This window comes from Roseitalea porphyridii, from assembly GCF_004331955.1.
GTDB lineage: Bacteria > Pseudomonadota > Alphaproteobacteria > Rhizobiales > Rhizobiaceae > Roseitalea > Roseitalea porphyridii.
Map to the genome: position 1 here is coordinate 526,798 of NZ_CP036532.1, position 13,963 is coordinate 540,760.

The following is a 13,963-nucleotide window of genomic DNA, read 5'->3' on the forward strand; positions in this document are numbered from 1 at the left end:
TTGGTGTTTCTGGCAGTGCACAAGCGGTTTTGCGCGCCGCGTCCGACACGCTCAGAGATAGGTCGACCGTTCGAGCGGGGTGATCTCGTGCCAGAACGCCAGGATCTCCGCCCGTTTCAGATCGCGGTAGATCTTGGCAAGTTCCGGCCCCAGCGCCCGCTCGCAGAACTGGCCCGCCGACGTCAGTTGCAGCGCCTCGTCCATGTCGTCGGGAAGCTGCTCGCCAATCGTCGCGTCATAGGCGTTGCCGGTGACGGGCGGCGGCGGCGCCTCGCATTTGTCGAGCCCGTCCATCATCGCCTGCAGGATCGCGCAGAGCAGGATGTACGGGTTGGCGTCGGCGCCGGCGATGCGGTGCTCGATGCGCCGGTTCTCGTCGGTCGAGGCGGGAATGCGCAGCGCCACCGAGCGGTTGTTGCGCGCCCAGACGGCGCGCGTGGGCGCGTACGAGCCCGGCTGGATCCGCCGGAACCCGTTCCAGGTGTTGATGAACAGGAGCAGGCCCTGCGGCATGGTCCGGATCAGTTCGGCGATCGCGCCGCCGAGCCGCCTTTCGCCCTCCTCGCCGGCGAAGACGTTCCGTCCCGCCTCGTCGGTCATCGAGGCGTGCACATGCATGCCGTTGCCGGCATATTCGATGAAGGGCTTGGCCATGAACGTCGCCTGCAGCCCGTGATTGCGGGCGCAGCCGGTGATGATCCGCCGCAGCATGATCACGTCGTCGGCGGCGCGCAGCGGGTCGCGCCGGTGCTGGAGATTGACCTCGAACTGGCCCGGAGCCGCCTCCTTGACGATCGTGTCGATCGGCACGTTCTGGATCTGCGCGGCGGCCCTTATGTCCTCGAACAGCGGGCCGAACTCGGCCAGATCGTCGAGACCGTACATGCGCTGCCGGTCAGGACCGAGCGCCGTGCCGACCGGCTCGGGCATCGTGTCGCTGCCGGCCGGCTGCGGCGCCAGAAGATAGAATTCGACCTCGAAGGCGACGACGGGGTGAAGCCCGCGTTTGCCCAGCGCCTTGGTGATCCGCCCCAGCGCGTTGCGGCAGTCATAGCGCAGCGGTTCGCCGTCGGGGGTAAAGCCGCGCAGCAGCACCTGGGCCGTCTTGCGCTTGGCCCACGGCACGATCGTCAGGGAATCCGCGACGGCCCGGAAATAGCCGTCCAGATCGCCGCTTTCGATGTGCAGGCCCGTCTCGGCGACCTCGCGGCCCCACACGTCGAGCCCGTGGATCGACATGGGAAAGTTGACGCCTTCCTTGAACGCCCTTTTCAGCGAGTCCGCCGGCGCCCACTTGCCGCGCAGGACACCGTTCGGATCGACGATCAGGAACTCGACCGCCTCGACGTCGGCATGCGCCGCGATGAAGGCGTCATATTCGGCCCGGTCGGCCGTGCGTGCCCCGGCATCCGGTACATCGGTCTCAGCAGCGGCAACGGGGGTCAGCGCGGTCATGCGGTGCAGGCTCCGTGGATCGAAGTGCGATCTTGAAAGCCGCGGTTCGCGCTTTGTCAATCGCCGCCGGGCCGCGTCGCCGGCGCGCCAGCACCATGGCGATGTCCGCGAGGGCTCCTTCCAGGCCGATCGCGAAGCCATGGTCGCAGCTCTCGTAGAAGCGCTGCTCGGCCTGCGGCGAATTGCCGGGTTTGCGGGGTTTGATGAAGATGGGCGGCGGCGTGATGCCGGACATGAGATCACTTCTTGTTTTGCACAAGTGCAATCTATTAGCCTCACGAAGCGCTCGATACGGCCGCTTGCGGAAGGTGCTTTTCATCAATGAATGAACCGAACTGGGATGATCTGCGCATCTTCCTGCGCGTGTGCGAAGGCGGCGGGCTGACCGGGGCGGCCGCGTCCACCGGGCTGAGCCCCGCCACGATCGGCCGGCGCGTCACCGCGCTCGAACAGTGCATCGGCCGCACCCTGTTCGAGCGTTCGCAGGCCGGCTATCGGCTGACCGCCGACGGGCGCACGCTGCGCGACAAGGCGCGGGCGGTGGAAGCGGGCATGCGGCCGATCGCCGACTGGTCGCGCACCAGCGGTGAAAAGCCCGGCGTGCGCGTTTCCGCCGGCACATGGACGGCCAACTTTCTGGCCGACCACTTCACCGCGCTGTGGTCGCCGGCCGATGCGTTCCACATCTGCTTCAAGACCACCGAGGCGCGGCTCGACCTGGCCCATCGCGAGGCCGAGATCGGCCTGCGCAACGCGCCGCCCGAGACCGGCAATCTGGCCGTGCGCAAGCTGGCCGATGTCGCCTTTGCGCCCTACCGGGCCGCGCATCTGCCCGGCGACGCGGCGCTCGACTGGGTGGCGATCGGCCGCGACGAGGCGCTGACGGCTTCCGCGCGCTGGGTGCTCGACCAGGCCGATGCGCCCGTCGCGGCCTGGGCGAACACGCCGCGCACGCTGGCCGATCTGGTCGCCGCCGGCGCGGGCCGGGGCGTGTTGCCCTGTTTCGCCGGCGACCGCGACCGCCGCCTTGTCCGTGCCGGTCCGGTGATCGCCGGGATGGCCCATGCGCAATACATGATCACCCATGGCGACGACCGGCATCGCCCGGAGGTGCGCACGCTGATCGGCCGGATCGCCGCGCTGATCGAACGAAACGCCGATCTCTATCGCGGCGAACGCTTTGTCGAAGCCGCCTGACGGTCAGACGAAGTCGAATGCGCTCAGGCCCGTCGTCATGTCGTCGAGCCCGAGCGGCCGGGTGATCGGCGGCTCGGCGCGGGCCAGGCACCCGGCGCGCTCGCACACCCGGCAGGCCGGTCCGACCGGGATCGCCTGCACGCGCCCGTCCTCGTCCGCGCCCACCCGCAGCGCGGCGCCATAGACCACATCGTTGCGGTGGGCGATCTCGCAGCCCAGCAGGATCGCGGTGCGCCGCGGCCGCTCGTGGAACGCGCCCTGCGGGCCTTCCAGCGTGCGCGCGATGACCAGGAACTCGACATCGTCGGGCATGCGCACCGCTTCCACCAGGATGTGGCCGGGCGTGTTGAACGCCTCGTGCACCGGCAGTTTCGGGCACGAGCCGCCAAACCGCGCCTGCGGGTAGCCGCGCGCGCCGGCCCGGCGGAAGCGGTTTCCGGCCTGGTCGATCTCGGCCATGAAGAAGGGAATGCCCGCCGCGCCGCGCCGCTGCAGCATGGTCAGCCGGTTGGCCGCCTGCTCGAACGACACGCCGAAGCGCGATTTCAGCACGTCGATGTCGTAGCGCGCGCGCGTCGCCACCTGCAAAAAGCGCTCATAGGGCATCATCAGCGCGTGCGCCGCATAGCGCGCCATCTCGAACCGGGCGATGCGCTGCGCCTCGGCCGACGAAAGCTTGAGATCCTCGATCTCGGCGGTGATCGCCACCTGCATGCGGATCAGCGCCGCCTCCATGGCGATCTCGCGCTTTTGGTCGGACGGCGACAGCCGCTCGGAGACGAACAGCCGGTTCGAATGCCGGTCGTAGCGCCGCTTCCAGTTCGGCATCGCGTCGACCGGCAACACCTTGACCGCGATGCCGTGATCGGCGCGCAGCCAGTCCTTCAGCGCGCCGGCCAGATCGTCCCCCGGCGACAACAGCTTGATGAAGCTCTCGGCCTCCTCCTCCAGCCGGGCGAAATGGTTGGGCCGCTTTTCCAGCGTGTCGCGCACCTCGTCCGCCGGCAGGCGCGTCGAGGCGATGCGCGTCTCGTGGCCCTCGCGGGCGAGCATGTCCGACAGATCGCTCAGCCGCTCCTGGCTCTCGCGGAACGCCCGGTACAGCTTGACCAGCGCGCTGGCGACGTTCGGCGCGCCCTCTGAAATCTCGATCAGCTCCTGGTCGCCGGGCAGTTCGCCGGCCAGCAGCGGGTCCGAGAACATCTCCTTGAGCTGCGGCAGCAACTGTTCGCCGCCGCCCTGCAACTCGTTGACGTCGACCTTGTAGACCGAGGCCAGCTTGAGCAGCAGCTGCACGGTCAGCGGGCGCTGGTTGCGCTCGATCAGGTTCAGATAGCTCGGCGAGATGCCCAGATCGGCGGCCATCGCCGTCTGGGTGAGTTCGCGCTGGGTGCGGATGCGCCGGATCCGGGCGCCGGCGAAGATCTTCTGTTCGGCCACGGCCTCGTTCCTTTCGGGCGTCGACCATGCGCATGCTTTGACTCTTTTGACAAGTTGACTTCGGCCTTGGGTCACAGCGGCGACCAAAGCACCCCTCGAACGGGTGCGATGCGGCAAAACACTGTTGTCTTTCGCCTTTTCTGCATCATGATCGGCGGCGGGCGGTTCGGTGGCGCCTTGTCAATGCCGATCGAAAGCCGATGGGGCGGCGGCATTGACAGGTTTTTGCCGGCGTGGCCGGCGGAACGTGGCCGGACCGCCCGCGCGACCGGCCGAAGCGCCGGCGCAACCAAAGGGGCGGTGGACTTTTCGGCCCGCCGCCGCCAATAAGGACCAACGGCCAAACCCGCCACGGAGCAGCACATGTCCAGCCACGAACGTCCCAAGACCCATGTCAAGGAGCGCGCCGAAGAGCAGTCCTCGACCATGGGCGCCGACCAGCAGGCCGCCATCCGCATGCTGGCCAACGACCTGCACCGGCTCAACCAGTCGGTGATGAAGGCGGTCGAGGCGGGCGTGTCGGTGGAACTGGTGCGCTCGGCCCGCCACCATGGCGGCGACGGCAACTGGGGCGACCTTTTGATCCCGGTGATCGTCACCCAGGGCAAGTAGCCGACGCATCGCACCCCTCATCCCACCCCGCACGCGTGGGAGGGAGGCCGTCGAGCATCGCGCCCCGTCCCTCGTGACGGCGTGTCCGGCGCCCCACCTCCCCCTTGAGGGGAGGTCGGAGAAGCGCGCGCAGCGACGCTGATCCGGGTGGGGGTATCGGTTCGCCAATCACGCCTGCTTATTACCCCCGCCGCATCGCCTGCGATTCGCTGGACTCTGCCGTCCTGCCTCCTTCGGCGTCATTCCGGAACTTGATTCCGGAATCCAGTTGCGTGATGGCCGACGCCTCGGCTCTGGATTCCGGGTTCGGCTGCGCCGCCCCGGAATGACGGTGTGGAAATTTGCCACCCCGCTCCCCCGGGCGCAGCCCGCAAGGCCGACCGGCCGTCCGAGCCTTTGCGAGGCCCATGCGGAGGCGTTCTCCGACAGGAGAACTGCCGTGAGCGCAGGAGAACGGAACGACGGGCGGTCCGGAAGCCGCGATCCGAAGTCATGTATGTGCGGTCTCCAGACCGCCCGTCCGGCGGGCTTGCGGTGATCGTCGCCCGGCGCGGGCCCTTTTCCGGGCCGGTCCGGCATGTTGTGGCACCTGTTTCTGCCGCCGCGCGTGTTCGCGCCGCCGATCCTCGGCCATGCCGGTTCCCGCTCCTGCCTTCGCGCTGAACGGAACACCGGACAGCGGCAAGGCGGATGCGCCAGACCTTCGTTCCGCCCTGGCTTGGGGGTTCATCACCCGGCCGGACACCTCTGCCCGACCAGCCAGGCCGCCGTCCCTTTCCCCGCATCGTCGGTTCTAGACCCGAGGTTCCGCGAAAGGGATGGCCGGGAGTGTAGGGGAGGTGGGCAGAAGGGGGATAAGTGTTTTTGAGGTTTCGTCGACCCTTGGCGGACGTCCACTCGTCTCTTGGGATTTTAGGACACAACTCGTGAAAGCCGCCGTTCGCAACGAGCGTTCAAATCGCCAGAATGCCATTGTGTCCAACTTATTTGTTGTGTACTTGATCACAACAGAAAAGTTGGGTAACATCAGGCATGGTTTTCAACGGAATCACACTCAACGAGAAGGAGGTGCGAGATGCGCGCGCCCGCATTTCTCGTCTCTCCGAGGCACTTAGCTCGGAGCACGCGCTGGAGCCGATTGTGGCAGGCCTACCGCCCGAGGTGGTTTCTCAAGTCTCGCGCATGATGAAGGCCGAGCGCAACCGCCTGACCCAAGCGGTCGAGGCCTACGAACAGGCCAAGGATACCAAACGGCCGACCGCGCTTAAAGCACTGGTTAACCACGACCTTGGCCTAATGCTTATTGTGGCTCGGATCGCCAATGGCTTCTCTCAAAAGGACCTGGCGTGGCGCCTTGGGGTGAAGGAGCAGCAGGTTCAGCGTTGGGAGGCCGAGCGCTATGCGCAAATCAGCCTCAAGAACTACCATCGGGTGGCGGCTCTGCTCGGAGTCCGGCCTTGGGCTGACATTTCCGACCAACCGGAGTTCCGCGGTCTGGACAAGGTCATTGACGGCGTGTCGAAGGCCGAGATCAAGAAGATCCTGAGGCACGGGCGCGATAATGGGTGGTTTGCCGAGGACTTCAATGAGGGAGAGCTTCGCCGCTATATCGCCGAGAACAGAATCGACTTCGGCAGCCCCGGCCTTCTCCGCACCGGCCTGAATGTTGTGGACCATTCCGAAGATGTCATGCTCCACGCTTGGCGCGCTAGGGTGACTGCCAGGGCGCGGGAAGCTTTTTCGGGCGTCGAAGAAGACTATGAACCGCTCGAACTCAACTGGATGCCAGAACTGGTTCGTCTGAGCCGCGAAGCCGACGGGCCGCTGAGGGCGATGACAATGCTCGCCAATCACGGCATCGTCCTTATCGTGGAGCCGCAGGTTCCAGGCCTCAAGATCGACGGCGCGGCGTTCGTCGTGGACGGAAGGCCGGTCATCGGAATGACCTTGCGGACGGACACTGTGGACAACTTCTGGTTCACGTTGATGCACGAACTCGCCCACGTCACACTTCACTATTCCACCGGTCTGGCCGTGGGCTTCTATGATCAGACGGACCAAGGGACATCGGTTGATGAGCAGGAAGAGGAAGCAAACCGCTTCGCCTCCAACTTGCTCATACCGGAAGAGCGCTGGCGGCGTTCGATGGCCCGTATCGCGAAGTCGGCTACGGTGATCGAGCGCTTCGCCAACGAGCTAAGTATCCATCCGGCGATCGTGTTTGGGCGGGTACGCAAGGAACGGGACGATTGGTCTTTGTTCGCAGACAAGATTGGGAGGAACGCCGTGAGAAAGCTCTTTGTAGGCGATGCCCAGAAAGGAAAGAGTGATGTTCCTGTACTACCCAGCCGTCAGGGCTAAGCCGGGCGAATTTGCGGCCTGCGGCAGGCTGCCACCTCGCTATCAGCGGTACGTCTGCCCTCGCTTCGTGGTGCCACCTCCCACCGAGGCTGACCCCGAAAAAGGGCGCGTGCCCACACTGGACGAGATCGCCTACATGATGGGGGATCGCCTCGGTAAGAGCTGGCCCCACCGGCGCGCGTTCCTTGATCCGCAGTTTGCGGCGGAGGCCTTGGGTGACGAGGGGGTGACGACGCTCTTCCGGATTGCTACTCGGGCCAACTCCCGCCTGCTTCCCGTCCTAACCATTTCCGATTTGTCCAATCCGGCACGACGGGCACTCATTCGGGATGGCGATGTAAGGGCGGGTATCTACATGGACTTCGAACAAGTCGATCCCGCCGCACTGGTTGAGACAGTGGGAGAGGCGGGTCTCCGACCCGCGCAGTGTATTCTCTTCGTAGACTTCACTGGCGCGCCCCTTGGCGTAGACTTCGCGACAAACATCGGTGGGATCTTTGATCAACTGGGCGGCGTGGCGCAGTGGAACAAGATCGTCTACCAGGCCTCGGCGTACCCGGAAAAGCTACCGGTCGGCGCCAACGAGCGGACGTTGATCGCCAGGGCGGAGTGGACCACTTTCCAAGCCGCACTAGAGGAGACTGGCGTGCAGCCGGATCGACTGGCCTACGGAGATTTCGGTGCGGATTGCGGGCGAATGGTGTTCCCAAACGGCAAGGGCGGCGGACGGCCGAGGCCTCACCTGCGCTACACCGGAAAGACGCACACACTGGTAGTGAGGGGCAGCGACTCCGGGGCATTCACGCCAACCATGCGTGAGGTCTGCAAGCAGATCATAGAGAGCGAGCACTACTGCGGCCGCCGCTTCTCCTATGCGGACGATCGCATCTGGCGCAATGCGAAGGGTATGACCGACACTTGCGGAGACGCCACAGGCTGGCGGGAGCTAAATACTGCGCACCACCTCGTAAGGGTCGTGCGGGACCTTGGCGCAATGTCGGGAATTGAGTTTGAGGACGACGCCCTTGCGGAGTACTCGGAGCAGGACAGCTTGTTCTAGGGATCAGCCCCGCACAACCACGGCAAACGTCCACATTCGGCGTGAGTGCCTGACCCGCTTGTTCCCGCAGCCGATGTCCGCTTGCCGCCCACCGCCACCCATGACGCCCTATCCCACCCCTTCCCTTCCCCCATGCCCTGTGCCACCACCGGCGCATGATCATGACCGGTGACCAGATCTTACTGTTCGCGCTGTTCGGCGTTCTGTTCGCCTTCCTGGTCTGGGGGCGGGTGCGCTACGATCTGGTCGCCTTCACCGCGCTGCTGATCGCCGTCTTTGCCGGCCATGTCGAACCGGACGCCGCGTTCGCCGGCTTCGGCCATCCCGCCGTCGTCATCATCGCGCTGGTGCTGATCGTCTCGCGGGGGCTGGTCAATTCCGGCGCGGTCGAACTGATCGCCCGGTTCGTCGTCGCGCCCGACCGGCCGGTGCCGGTGCACATCTCGGTGATGGCCGTGGTCGGCGCGGCGTTGTCGGCGGTGATCAACAATGTCGCCGCGCTCGCGCTTTTGATGACGCTCGACATGGACGTCGCCAGGAAGGCCAAGCGCGCCGTCTCGATGACGCTGATGCCGCTGTCGTTCGCCACGATCCTCGGCGGCATGATCACGCTGATCGGCACGCCGCCCAACATCGTCATCGCCCAGTACCGGCAGGACGCGCTCGGCGCGCCCTTTTCCATGTTCGATTTCGCGCCCGTGGGCCTGGTCGTCGCCAGCGTCGGCATCGTCTTCGTGGCGCTGATCGGCTGGCGGCTGATCCCCGGGCGCGAGGGCGGTCCGTCGCTGGAAGACGATGCCGGGCTCTATCTGGCCGAGGCGCGGGTCCGCGACGGCTCCAGGGCGATCGGTCAGATGGTCCGCGATCTCTACCCCGAGGCGGCCGACAAGGACGTGCAGATCATCGGGCTGGTGCGCAACCACAAGCGCCTGCCGGGCTTTTCGCGCACCGAGGAGATCCGCAAGGGCGACTTTCTGGTGCTGGAGGGCGATCCGAAATCGATCGAGGCCTTCATGGGCGCCGCCGAACTCGATTTCTCCGGCTCCGAAAAGCACCAGGGCGGCCTGCGCGGCGCCAACCTGACGCTGATCGAGGCGATCGTGCCCGACACGGCGCGCATCGTGAACCGCTCGGCGATGGATGTGCGCCTGCTCTACCGGCACGGGGTGACGCTGCTGGGCGTTTCGCGCGGCGGCAGGCGGTTCAGGGACCGGGTGCGCAAGCTGGCGATCAGGCCCGGCGACGTGCTGCTGCTGCTCGGCCCCGACGACCGGATGGAGCAGGTGGCGCAATGGCTCGGCGTCTATCCGCTGGCCGACCGCAAGACCGCCGTGATCCAGCGCCGCAAGGCGGCCGCGGCCATCGCCGCGTTCGGCATCGCCATCGCGCTGGCGGTGCTCGGCGTCACCTCGCTCGCGGTCGCGCTGGGGGCGTGCGTCGTCGCCTATGTGGCGCTGGGGCTTCTGGGCGGCGAGGAGTTCTACGCCACCATCGAATGGAAGGTGATCGTGCTGCTGGCCTCGCTGATCCCGCTGTCGGCGACGCTCGAGGCCTCTGGCGGTACCGAACTGATCGCGAACGCCATCGTCGACGGCACCGATGGCTGGCCGGCCTGGGCGATCCTGCTGGTGCTGATGGTCGTCACCATGACGATGAGCGACTTCCTCAACAACGTCGCCACCGCGCTGATCGCCGCGCCGATCGGCGTGTCGGTGGCGCAGTCGCTGGGCGCCAGCCCCGACCCGTTCCTGATGGGCGTCGCCGTGGCCGCCTCCTGCGCGTTCCTGACGCCGATCGGCCACAAGAACAACACTATCATCATGGGGCCGGGCGGCTACCAGTTCGGCGACTATTGGCGCATGGGCCTGGCGCTCGAGGTCATCGTCATCGCCGTGTCCGTGCCGATGATCCTGTGGGTGTGGCCCCTGTGATGCGTGCGCCCACGCCTCGTCATCGGCCATTCGTGCGCCATGGATACCGGGGCCAAGTCCCGGTATGACGGGCCGGACGGGGCGGCGCGCCGGCCCGAAACCAGGACAGTGAAGGATCGGCCATGACATCCGTCGCCATCACCGGAACCGGGGTGTTCACCCCCGAACTGGTCATCACCAATGACGAGCTGGTCGAAGCGTTCAACGCCTGGGCCGACCGGCAGAACGCGGCCCATGCCGAGGCGATCGCGGCGGGCGAGCGGGAGCCCGTCGCCCATTCATCGGCCGAGTTCATCGTCAAGGCGTCGGGCATCGAGAACCGGCACGTGCTGAACAAGTCCGGCGTGCTCGACCCCGGGATCATGCATCCGGTGCTGCCCGAGCGCTCCGAGGACGAACTGGGCGTGATGGCCGAGATGGCGCTCGACGCGGCGGGCAAGGCACTCGCCCAGGCCGGCCGCACGCCCGCCGACATCGACGCGGTGATCTGCGCGGCCTCGAACCACGAGCGCGCCTATCCGGCGATCGCCATCGAGATCCAGCAGGCGCTCGGCATCGACGGCTTTGCCTTCGACATGAACGTCGCCTGCTCGTCGGCGACCTTCGGCATTCAGGCCGCCCACGACATGATCGCGGGCGGCTCGGCCCGCGCGATCCTGATCGTCAATCCGGAGATCTGCTCGGCGCATCTGGAGTGGCGCGACCGCGACTGCCACTTCATCTTCGGCGATGTGTGCACCGCCGCCGTGCTCGAACGCGCCGACGCGACGGAGGCGCCCGGCCGCTTCGAGATCGTCTCGACCCGCTGCAAGACGGTGTTCTCCAACAACATCCGCAACGACAACGGATTTCTGCGGCGCACCCGCCCCGGCCACATGGAAGACCGGCGCGACATGCTCTTCAGACAAGAAGGGCGCAAGGTGTTCAAGCAGGTCGTGCCGATGGTGGCAGACCTGATCACCCGGCATCTGGCCGACAACGCCATCGCGCCCGATCAGGTCGCGCGCCTGTGGCTGCACCAGGCCAACAAGGGCATGAACGATCTGATCGGCGCCAAGGTGCTGGGCCGCACGCCCGAGCGGCACGAACAGCCCAACATCCTGCAGGAGTACGCCAACACCTCGTCGGCCGGCTCGATCATCGCCTTTTCGCAATACAGCGACGATCTCAAGCCCGGCGAACTGGGCGTGATCTGCTCCTTCGGCGCGGGCTATTCGGTGGGGAGTGTGATCGTCAGGAAGATGGGGTGATCAGGCGCCGGGCGGATCGGGCCATTCGTCCTTGTCTCCGGGCCGGGTGGGAATGGGCCGTTCGTTCGGATTACCGTGGATGTCGACCGCGTCCCGTCGCCGCCAGCGGAGGTAGAGCCAGCACAGATTGTCGTAGGCAAGCGGTGAGCGGACGCGGATACCGCCGATCAAATGGCGGCAATCGTCGACCAGATTGCACATGATACCGCGAACGCTCCGTTGCAGCATCTGTTCATCGAGGTCGCCTTTGCGGACGCCCAGCGCGATGAACTCGTAGAAGTTCAGCAGCTCGATCAGCGACCGCGCCGATTCGTGCGGCCGAACAGAATTCGCACCGTTGCGCGTCTGTGAAGCGCCGTACCTTCGGGCGATCCAGTCCTTGTAGAAGACGTCCTGGTACTCGGGAAAGAAGGCCTCGCGGCGCTCCTTGTGCAAACGGAATTCGGCGGAAAGGCGTGACTGCAGCAGCGTGTTGATTGTGTGCTGGCGGCGCTGCTGGTCTTCGGCGGCGTTGGCATTGTAGATCAGGGTACAGACGGCAACGATGACGCCGAACGATGCCGCAACGGCCGGCAGGATGCCCGGCGCTATGGTGCCGAAGAAGGTGGCCCAGTCATCGACCTCCCGCCAAAGCGTCGAGACGACCATGGTGATGATCGCAAGCCCGACCAGAAAAACGGAGGTTATCGTCGAGAGTAGGCCGGGATGGTTCGGCATGAAAAAAGGGCCTCAGCCGTTGCCGAAGCCCTCTTTGGCTACACCGTTGCCGAAGCCCTCGCGGAGGACCCCGTTGCCGAAACCTTCAGCATGCATGGGACAACTCCTTTGCTCTTGACGCTGGCATTTTACCATTTGGCGGCCCGGCGATCAACGACGGGCTCATCCGTCAAGACATAACCACCCTATACGTGCTCACCCTACGTGACGATTTCAAGGTGACGTGGCCCTTCGCGGGGCCACGTCACTGGTCCGGAAGGCTCCGGGCGGCCTCAGTCCCTGGGCTCGTCCATCAGCCCCTTGACGATGGCAAAGCACGCAAGGAGCAGCACGATGGTGAACGGAAAGCCCGTCGAGACCGCCATCGCCTGAAGCGCGCCAAGGCCCCCGCCGAGCAGCAGCGCGATCGCCACCAGCCCCTCGAACGTGCACCAGAACACCCGCTGGGGCAGGGGCGCGTCGACCTTGCCGCCGGCGGTGATCGTGTCGATCACCAAGGAACCCGAGTCCGACGAGGTCACGAAGAAGACGATCACCAGCACGATCGCCACGAACGAGGTGATCGAGGCCAGCGGGAACTGCGAGAGCATGACGAACAGCTTGAAGTCCTGCCCGGCCTCGGCGACGCCCTGGAAACCGTCATTGACGATCTGGTGGATGGCGGTGCCGCCGAAGGCCGTCATCCACAGCACGCAGACCGCCGACGGGATCAAGAGCACGCAGACGATGAACTCGCGCACCGACCGGCCGCGCGAGACGCGGGCGATGAACATGCCCACGAACGGCGACCAGGAGATCCACCAGGCCCAGTAGAAGGCCGTCCAGCCCTGCCGGAAATTGTCGTCCTCGCGGCCGATCGGGTTCGACAGCGCCGGCAGATCGGTGATGTAGGCGCCCAGATTGGCGAAGAAGCCGGTCAGGATGGCGACCGTCGGCCCCACCGCCAGCACGAACAGCAGCAAGAGCAGCGCCAGCATCATGTTGATCTCGGACAGCCGCTTGACGCCGGCATCGAGGCCCGCGACGACCGAGACCAGCGCCACCGCCGTGATGCCCAGGATCAGGAACACCTGGAAGCCGTCGGTGTTGGGCACGCCATAGAGGAACTCGAGGCCCGCGCTCGCCTGCGAGGCGCCGAAGCCGAGCGATGTCGCCAGCCCGAACAGCGTGGCGAACACGGCGAGCGTGTCGATGATGTGGCCGGTCCAGCCCCAGACCCGGTCGCCGAAGATCGGGTAGAACACCGAGCGGATCGTCAGCGGCAGGCCCTTGTTGTAGGAAAACAGCGCCAGCGCCAGCGCGACGATCGCGTAGATCGCCCAGGGGTGCAGGCCCCAGTGGAAGATCGTCGCGGCCATGCCGAGCCGCGCCGCCTCGGTCTCGTCGCCCGCCGCCGCGCCGAGCGGCGCCCAGTCGGTGCGGACCCCTTCCTCGACGGCGGTGCCGCCCAGCGAGGAGGTGAAGTGCGAGATCGGCTCGGAGACGCCGAAATACATCAGGCCGATGCCCATGCCGGCTGCGAACAGCATCGCGAACCAGCCCATGTAGGAATAGTCCGGCGTCGCGTCGCGGCCGCCAAGGCGCACCCTGCCCAGCGGCGTGACGATCAGCACCAGGCACAGGATGACGAACACGTTGGCCGCCGACAGGAAGAACCAGTCGAGCTTGGCCGTCAGCCAGTTGCGCAGCCCGTTGAACAGCGGATCGACCTGGTCCTGGAACGCCAGCGTCAGGATGACGAAGGCGACGACCGTCAGTCCGGAGATCACGAAGACCGGGTTGTGGATGTCGAGCCCGAACGGGCCGATCTTCGTCTCGATATTGTCCTGGCCGACCTCGTAGTCGGTGTCGATGATGTTCGCCGGCCCCTCGGGCTGCGGCAAACCGGTAGAGAGTGTCTCGTCGCTCATGGCACGTTTCTCCCAGATGTCTGTCTTGAT

Annotated in this window: 11 protein-coding genes; 6 read left to right on the top strand and 5 right to left on the bottom strand. The window is 66.0% G+C overall.

The genetic code is table 11. From position 1 onward, the window contains the following. Nucleotides 1-51: 51 nt before the first annotated feature. Both E0E05_RS02455 and E0E05_RS02460 read right to left on the bottom strand, forming a co-directional pair. The gene (locus E0E05_RS02455) at nt 52-1,455 is read right to left on the bottom strand and encodes a glutamine synthetase family protein (protein ID WP_131615269.1); all 1,404 of its coding nucleotides are present in this window, start codon (nt 1,453-1,455) and stop codon (nt 52-54) included. Then, on the bottom strand, nt 1,424-1,690 hold the full coding sequence (locus tag E0E05_RS02460) for a hypothetical protein (RefSeq protein WP_131615270.1): 267 nt from the start codon (nt 1,688-1,690) through the stop codon (nt 1,424-1,426). The genes E0E05_RS02455 and E0E05_RS02460 overlap by 32 nt, the downstream gene beginning before the upstream one ends. An 86-nt stretch (nt 1,691-1,776) precedes the next feature. Here E0E05_RS02460 and E0E05_RS02465 point away from each other — a divergent pair, with 86 nt between their 5' ends. Further along, a complete protein-coding gene (locus E0E05_RS02465; RefSeq protein ID WP_131615271.1) occupies nt 1,777-2,652 on the top strand; it encodes a LysR family transcriptional regulator in 876 nt (291 codons plus the stop codon). Nucleotides 2,653-2,655: 3 nt separating this feature from the next. On the opposite strand, the gene E0E05_RS02470 is transcribed toward E0E05_RS02465, so the two are convergent. After that, on the bottom strand, nt 2,656-4,092 hold the full coding sequence (locus tag E0E05_RS02470) for a helix-turn-helix domain-containing protein (RefSeq protein WP_131615272.1): 1,437 nt from the start codon (nt 4,090-4,092) through the stop codon (nt 2,656-2,658). Nucleotides 4,093-4,455: 363 nt separating this feature from the next. On the opposite strand from E0E05_RS02470, the gene E0E05_RS02475 reads away from it, so the two are divergent. From E0E05_RS02475 to E0E05_RS02495, 5 genes are all read left to right on the top strand, one after another. Further along, on the top strand, nt 4,456-4,704 hold the full coding sequence (locus tag E0E05_RS02475; protein WP_039722642.1) for an SMc00767 family acetate metabolism repressor: 249 nt from the start codon (nt 4,456-4,458) through the stop codon (nt 4,702-4,704). A 1,032-nt stretch (nt 4,705-5,736) separates the two neighbouring features. Beyond that, the gene (locus E0E05_RS02480; protein WP_131615273.1) at nt 5,737-7,065 is read left to right on the top strand and encodes an XRE family transcriptional regulator; all 1,329 of its coding nucleotides are present in this window, start codon (nt 5,737-5,739) and stop codon (nt 7,063-7,065) included. After that, complete coding sequence (locus E0E05_RS02485; protein WP_158629253.1) at nt 7,034-8,125, top strand: beta family protein; 1,092 nt, start codon at nt 7,034-7,036, stop codon at nt 8,123-8,125. Before E0E05_RS02480 ends, E0E05_RS02485 begins: the two co-directional genes overlap by 32 nt. A 161-nt stretch (nt 8,126-8,286) precedes the next feature. Then, nucleotides 8,287-10,056 (top strand): SLC13 family permease, encoded by a 1,770-nt coding sequence (locus tag E0E05_RS02490; protein ID WP_131615275.1) that lies wholly within the window; start codon nt 8,287-8,289, stop codon nt 10,054-10,056. Nucleotides 10,057-10,178: 122 nt separating this feature from the next. Beyond that, nucleotides 10,179-11,306, top strand: coding sequence for a beta-ketoacyl-ACP synthase III (locus E0E05_RS02495; protein WP_131615276.1), 1,128 nt, complete (start codon nt 10,179-10,181; stop codon nt 11,304-11,306). On the opposite strand, the gene E0E05_RS02500 is transcribed toward E0E05_RS02495, so the two are convergent. Both E0E05_RS02500 and E0E05_RS02505 read right to left on the bottom strand, forming a co-directional pair. Next, nucleotides 11,307-12,023: a DUF4760 domain-containing protein gene (locus E0E05_RS02500; protein ID WP_131615277.1), complete on the bottom strand. Its 717-nt coding sequence runs from the start codon at nt 12,021-12,023 to the stop codon at nt 11,307-11,309. It lies immediately after the preceding gene. 272 nt (nt 12,024-12,295) lie between these two features. Beyond that, nucleotides 12,296-13,933 (bottom strand): BCCT family transporter, encoded by a 1,638-nt coding sequence (locus tag E0E05_RS02505; RefSeq protein ID WP_131615278.1) that lies wholly within the window; start codon nt 13,931-13,933, stop codon nt 12,296-12,298. Nucleotides 13,934-13,963 lie beyond the last annotated feature (30 nt).

Bases quoted from the DNA above. Each gene is read 5' to 3' on its own strand.
- E0E05_RS02500 (WP_131615277.1), bottom strand. From the start codon at position 12,023: ATGCCGAACCATCCCGGCCTACTCTCGACGATAACCTCCGTTTTTCTG.
- E0E05_RS02465 (WP_131615271.1), top strand. From the start codon at position 1,777: ATGAATGAACCGAACTGGGATGATCTGCGCATCTTCCTGCGCGTGTGC.
- E0E05_RS02455 (WP_131615269.1), bottom strand. From the start codon at position 1,455: ATGACCGCGCTGACCCCCGTTGCCGCTGCTGAGACCGATGTACCGGAT.
- E0E05_RS02490 (WP_131615275.1), top strand. From the start codon at position 8,287: ATGACCGGTGACCAGATCTTACTGTTCGCGCTGTTCGGCGTTCTGTTC.
- E0E05_RS02485 (WP_158629253.1), top strand. From the start codon at position 7,034: ATGTTCCTGTACTACCCAGCCGTCAGGGCTAAGCCGGGCGAATTTGCG.
- E0E05_RS02475 (WP_039722642.1), top strand. From the start codon at position 4,456: ATGTCCAGCCACGAACGTCCCAAGACCCATGTCAAGGAGCGCGCCGAA.
- E0E05_RS02505 (WP_131615278.1), bottom strand. From the start codon at position 13,933: ATGAGCGACGAGACACTCTCTACCGGTTTGCCGCAGCCCGAGGGGCCG.
- E0E05_RS02480 (WP_131615273.1), top strand. From the start codon at position 5,737: ATGGTTTTCAACGGAATCACACTCAACGAGAAGGAGGTGCGAGATGCG.
- E0E05_RS02495 (WP_131615276.1), top strand. From the start codon at position 10,179: ATGACATCCGTCGCCATCACCGGAACCGGGGTGTTCACCCCCGAACTG.
- E0E05_RS02460 (WP_131615270.1), bottom strand. From the start codon at position 1,690: ATGTCCGGCATCACGCCGCCGCCCATCTTCATCAAACCCCGCAAACCC.